We start from the raw sequence: 5,129 nt of genomic DNA, 5'->3' as shown, positions 1-5,129 counted from the left end.
TTTGTGGTTGTTGAGCGTGTGCTGGGATTGTTTCAACAAGGCATTGTTGGAGAGTTTGATCCTGGCTCAGGACGAACGCTGGCGGCGTGCTTAACACATGCAAGTCGAACGATGAAGCCGCTTCGGTGGTGGATTAGTGGCGAACGGGTGAGTAACACGTGGGTAATCTGCCCTGCACTCTGGGATAAGCCTTGGAAACGAGGTCTAATACCGGATATGACACACGGAGGCATCTCCTGTGTGTGGAAAGTTCCGGCGGTGCAGGATGAGCCCGCGGCCTATCAGCTTGTTGGTGGGGTAGTGGCCTACCAAGGCGACGACGGGTAGCCGGCCTGAGAGGGTGACCGGCCACACTGGGACTGAGACACGGCCCAGACTCCTACGGGAGGCAGCAGTGGGGAATCTTGCGCAATGGGCGAAAGCCTGACGCAGCAACGCCGCGTGGGGGATGACGGCCTTCGGGTTGTAAACCTCTTTCGACAGGGACGAAGCTTTCGGGTGACGGTACCTGTAGAAGAAGCACCGGCTAACTACGTGCCAGCAGCCGCGGTAATACGTAGGGTGCGAGCGTTGTCCGGATTTATTGGGCGTAAAGAGCTCGTAGGCGGTTTGTCGCGTCGGCCGTGAAAACCTGCAGCTTAACTGTGGGCGTGCGGTCGATACGGGCAGACTTGAGTTCGGCAGGGGAGACTGGAATTCCTGGTGTAGCGGTGAAATGCGCAGATATCAGGAGGAACACCGGTGGCGAAGGCGGGTCTCTGGGCCGATACTGACGCTGAGGAGCGAAAGCATGGGGAGCGAACAGGATTAGATACCCTGGTAGTCCATGCCGTAAACGTTGGGCGCTAGGTGTGGGGATGGGTTCCACCGTTTCCGTGCCGTAGCTAACGCATTAAGCGCCCCGCCTGGGGAGTACGGCCGCAAGGCTAAAACTCAAAGGAATTGACGGGGGCCCGCACAAGCGGCGGAGCATGTGGATTAATTCGATGCAACGCGAAGAACCTTACCTGGGTTTGACATGCACTAGACAGCCGCAGAGATGCGGTTTCCCTTGTGGTTGGTGTACAGGTGGTGCATGGCTGTCGTCAGCTCGTGTCGTGAGATGTTGGGTTAAGTCCCGCAACGAGCGCAACCCTTACCCTATGTTGCCAGCGGGTTATGCCGGGGACTCGTAGGGGACTGCCGGGGTTAACTCGGAGGAAGGTGGGGATGACGTCAAGTCATCATGCCCCTTATGCCCAGGGCTTCACACATGCTACAATGGCTGGTACAGAGGGTTGCGATGCCGTGAGGTGGAGCGAATCCCTTAAAGCCGGTCTCAGTTCGGATCGGGGTCTGCAACTCGACCCCGTGAAGTCGGAGTCGCTAGTAATCGCAGATCAGCATTGCTGCGGTGAATACGTTCCCGGGCCTTGTACACACCGCCCGTCACGTCATGAAAGTCGGTAACACCCGAAGCCCATGGCCTAACCCTTTGGGAGGGAGTGGTCGAAGGTGGGACTGGCGATTGGGACGAAGTCGTAACAAGGTAGCCGTACCGGAAGGTGCGGCTGGATCACCTCCTTTCTAAGGAGCTTTTACACCCCTGGTCTTCGGGCTGGGAGTGTCCAGGTTGAATGTCCGTGCGTGGCATTGTCTGGGTGCTCGATGGATTGTGGAACACACTAATCGTCTGGCTGGCTGGTGCTGGTTGGGGCAGTTCACTGTTGGGTATCTGAGAGGACACGCTGCGTGCCTGTTTGGGGTGTGTGGTTGTTTCTCGGGTTGTTGTTTGAGAATTGTATAGTGGGTGCGAGCATCTTTGTGGCCAAGTTTTTTAGGGCACATGGTGGATGCCTTGGTACCAGGGGCCGATGAAGGACGTGGTAGGCCGCGATAGTCCTCGGGGAGTTGTCAAACGAGCTGTGATCCGAGGGTGTCCGAATGGGGAAACCCAGCCCGAGTGATGTCGGGTTACTCATGCCTGAATATATAGGGTGTGAGGGGGAACGCGGGGAAGTGAAACATCTTAGTACCCGTAGGAAGAGAAAACACTGGTGATTCCGTGAGTAGTGGCGAGCGAAAGCGGAAGAGGCTAAACCGTGCGCGTGGGATACCTGGTAGGGGTTGCGTGTGCGGGGTTGTGGGACATCATTGGGAGGATCTACCAGTCTTCCAGCGTGTCAGCTGTGGTTAGTCGAATGGGTTGGGAAACTCGACCAGAGACGGTGAGAGTCCGGTAGGCGAAAATCATGGTTGTGCGTGTGGTGGTGTTCCCGAGTAGCAGCGCTTTCGTGGAGGGTGCTGTGAATCTGGCGGGACCACTCGCTAAGCCTAAATACTTCCTGGTGACCGATAGTGGATAGTACCGTGAGGGAATGGTGAAAAGTACCCCGGGAGGGGAGTGAAATAGTTCCTGAAACCATGTGCCTGCAATCCGTCAGAGCAGTCTTAGCAACTGTGATGGCGTGCCTTTTGAAGAATGAGCCTGCGAGTTACTGCTGCGTGGCGAGGTTAACCCGTTGGGGGTAGCCGGAGCGAAAGCGAGTCTGAATAGGGCGTGGAGTCGCGTGGTGTAGACCCGAAGCGGAGTGATCTACCCATGGCCAGGGTGAAGCGCGGGTAAGACCGTGTGGAGGCCCGAACCCACCAGGGTTGAAAACCTGGGGGATGAGCTGTGGGTAGGGGTGAAAGGCCAATCAAACTCCGTGATAGCTGGTTCTCCCCGAAATGCATTTAGGTGCAGCGTCGCATGTTGCTTGGGTGGGGTAGAGCACTGGTTGGTTGATGGGCCTTCACGGGTTACTGAGATCAGCCAAACTCCGAATACGCCTGAGTTGAGTGTGGCAGTGAGACGGCGGGGGAGAAGCTTCGTCGTCGAGAGGGAAACAGCCCAGAGCATCGGCTAAGGCCCCCAAGTGTGCGCTTAGTGGGAAAGGATGTGGGATCGCTTAGACAACCAGGAGGTTGGCTTAGAAGCAGCCATCCTTGAAAGAGTGCGTAATAGCTCACTGGTCAAGTGGTCCTGCGCCGACAATGTAGCGGGGCTGAAGCGCACCGCCGAAGCCATGCCAATTCAACTTTTGTTGGGTTGGGTAGGGGAGCGTCCTGCACGAGGTGAAGCGTCCGCGTAAGCGTGGTGTGGATTGTGTGGGAGTGAGAATGCAGGCATGAGTAGCGAGTGAAGAGTGAGAATCTCTTCCGCCGGATGACCAAGGGTTCCTGGGGAAGGTTCGTCCGCCCAGGGTGAGTCGGGGCCTAAGGCGAGGCCGACAGGCGTAGTCGATGGATAACGGGTTGATATTCCCGTACCCGTGCGTACGCGTCCATGACGAGGTTTCTGATGCTAACCATCCGCGATGTGTGGATCCTTCGGGTGAAGCACGGAGTGCATGGGACCCGATGAGGTAGTAGTCAAGTGATGGGGTGACGCAGGAGGGTAGCTCTGCCAGTGAGTGGTTGTACTGGTGTAAGCCTGTAGCCCGGTGTGTAGGTAAATCCGCACATCATGTGGGTGAGGGGTGATGCGTAGCCGTTGTGGTGAAGTGAGTGATCCCATGCTGCCGAGAAAAGCCTCTAGCGAGTGTGTGCACGGCCCGTACCCGAAACCGACACAGGTGGTCAGGTAGAGAATACCGAGGCGGTCGGGTGAACTGTGGTTAAGGAATTCGGCAAATTGCCCCCGTAACTTTGGGAGAAGGGGGGCCACTGCTGGTGAACACTTTTTCGGTGGGAGCTGGTGGTGGTCGCAGAGGCCAGGGAGAAGCGACTGTTTACTAAAAACACAGGTCCATGCGAAGCTGTAAGGCGATGTATATGGACTGACGCCTGCCCGGTGCTGGAACGTTAAGAGGACCCGTAAAGCCCTTTGGGGTGTAGCGGAGAATTTAAGCGCCAGTAAACGGCGGTGGTAACTATAACCATCCTAAGGTAGCGAAATTCCTTGTCGGGTAAGTTCCGACCTGCACGAATGGCGTAACGACTTCTCCGCTGTCTCGACCACAGGCCCGGTGAAATTGCAGTACGAGTAAAGATGCTCGTTTCGCGCGGCAGGACGGAAAGACCCCGGGACCTTTACTATAGCTTGGTATTGGTGTTTGGTTCGGCTTGTGTAGGATAGGTGGGAGACTGTGAAGCATTCACGCTAGTGGGTGTGGAGTCGTTGGTGAAATACCACTCTGGTCGTTCCGGGCATCTAACTCGGGTCCGTGATCCGGATCGGGGACAGTGCCTGGTGGGTAGTTTAACTGGGGCGGTTGCCTCCTAAAGGGTAACGGAGGCGCCCAAAGGTTCCCTCAGCCTGGTTGGCAATCAGGTGTTGAGTGTAAGTGTATAAGGGAGCTTGACTGTGAGACTGACGGGTCGAGCAGGTGCGAAAGCAGGGACTAGTGATCCGGCACTGGCTGGTGGAAGCGGTGTCGCTCAACGGATAAAAGGTACCCCGGGGATAACAGGCTGATCTTGCCCAAGAGTCCATATCGACGGCATGGTTTGGCACCTCGATGTCGGCTCGTCGCATCCTGGGGCTGGAGTTGGTCCCAAGGGTTGGGCTGTTCGCCCATTAAAGCGGCACGCGAGCTGGGTTTAGAACGTCGTGAGACAGTTCGGTCCCTATCCGCCGCGCGCGTAGGAGACTTGCGGAAGGCTGTCCCTAGTACGAGAGGACCGGGACGGACGAACCTCTGGTGTGCCAGTTGTTCTGCCAAGAGCACGGCTGGTTGGCTATGTTCGGGAGGGATAACCGCTGAAAGCATCTAAGCGGGAAGCCTGTTCCTAGATGAGGTCTCCCACCCCTTTGTGGGTTAAGGCCCCCGGTAGATGACCGGGTTGACAGGCCGGATGTGGAAGCACAGCAATGTGTGGAGCTGACCGGTGCTGATAGGCCGAGGACTTGCTCACGAAGATGTTACGCACCCACTATACGATGTCTGAGGCAGCAACCGTGTGTTGTGAACTCAAGATTGTGTGTCAACGGTATTGGCACCCGTGGATTTCCCACTTGTTCCAGGTGGGGTCAGGGTTGTCGGTGGCGATGGCGGGGAGGGTCCGCCCGGTCCCATTCCGAACCCGGTAGCTAAGCTCCCCAGCGCTGATGGTACTGCACTCGCTAGGGTGTGGGAGAGTAAGACACCGCCGACACAATCCTCAAG

At 57.0% G+C, this 5,129-nt stretch carries 3 rRNA genes; all 3 read left to right on the top strand.

Annotated features, from left to right (window positions below):
• Positions 1 to 43: 43 nt before the first annotated feature.
• The 3 genes from E1161_RS26845 to rrf all read left to right on the top strand — a co-directional run bounded on the left by E1161_RS26845 (position 44) and on the right by rrf (position 5,118).
• Positions 44 to 1,566 (top strand): 16S ribosomal RNA (locus tag E1161_RS26845).
• A gap of 239 nt (positions 1,567 to 1,805) precedes the next feature.
• Positions 1,806 to 4,878: ribosomal RNA gene (locus tag E1161_RS26840) — 23S ribosomal RNA — on the top strand.
• A gap of 123 nt (positions 4,879 to 5,001) precedes the next feature.
• Positions 5,002 to 5,118: ribosomal RNA gene (gene rrf, locus E1161_RS26835) — 5S ribosomal RNA — on the top strand.
• The 16S, 23S and 5S rRNA genes sit together here, the layout of an rRNA operon.
• The last annotated feature ends 11 nt before the right edge of the window (positions 5,119 to 5,129 follow it).

The organism is Saccharopolyspora aridisoli (genome assembly GCF_004348445.1).
GTDB classification, from domain to species: domain Bacteria; phylum Actinomycetota; class Actinomycetes; order Mycobacteriales; family Pseudonocardiaceae; genus Saccharopolyspora; species Saccharopolyspora aridisoli.
Note: the sequence above shows the minus strand (reverse complement) of the source record. Positions and strands in the feature narration are given on the sequence as shown.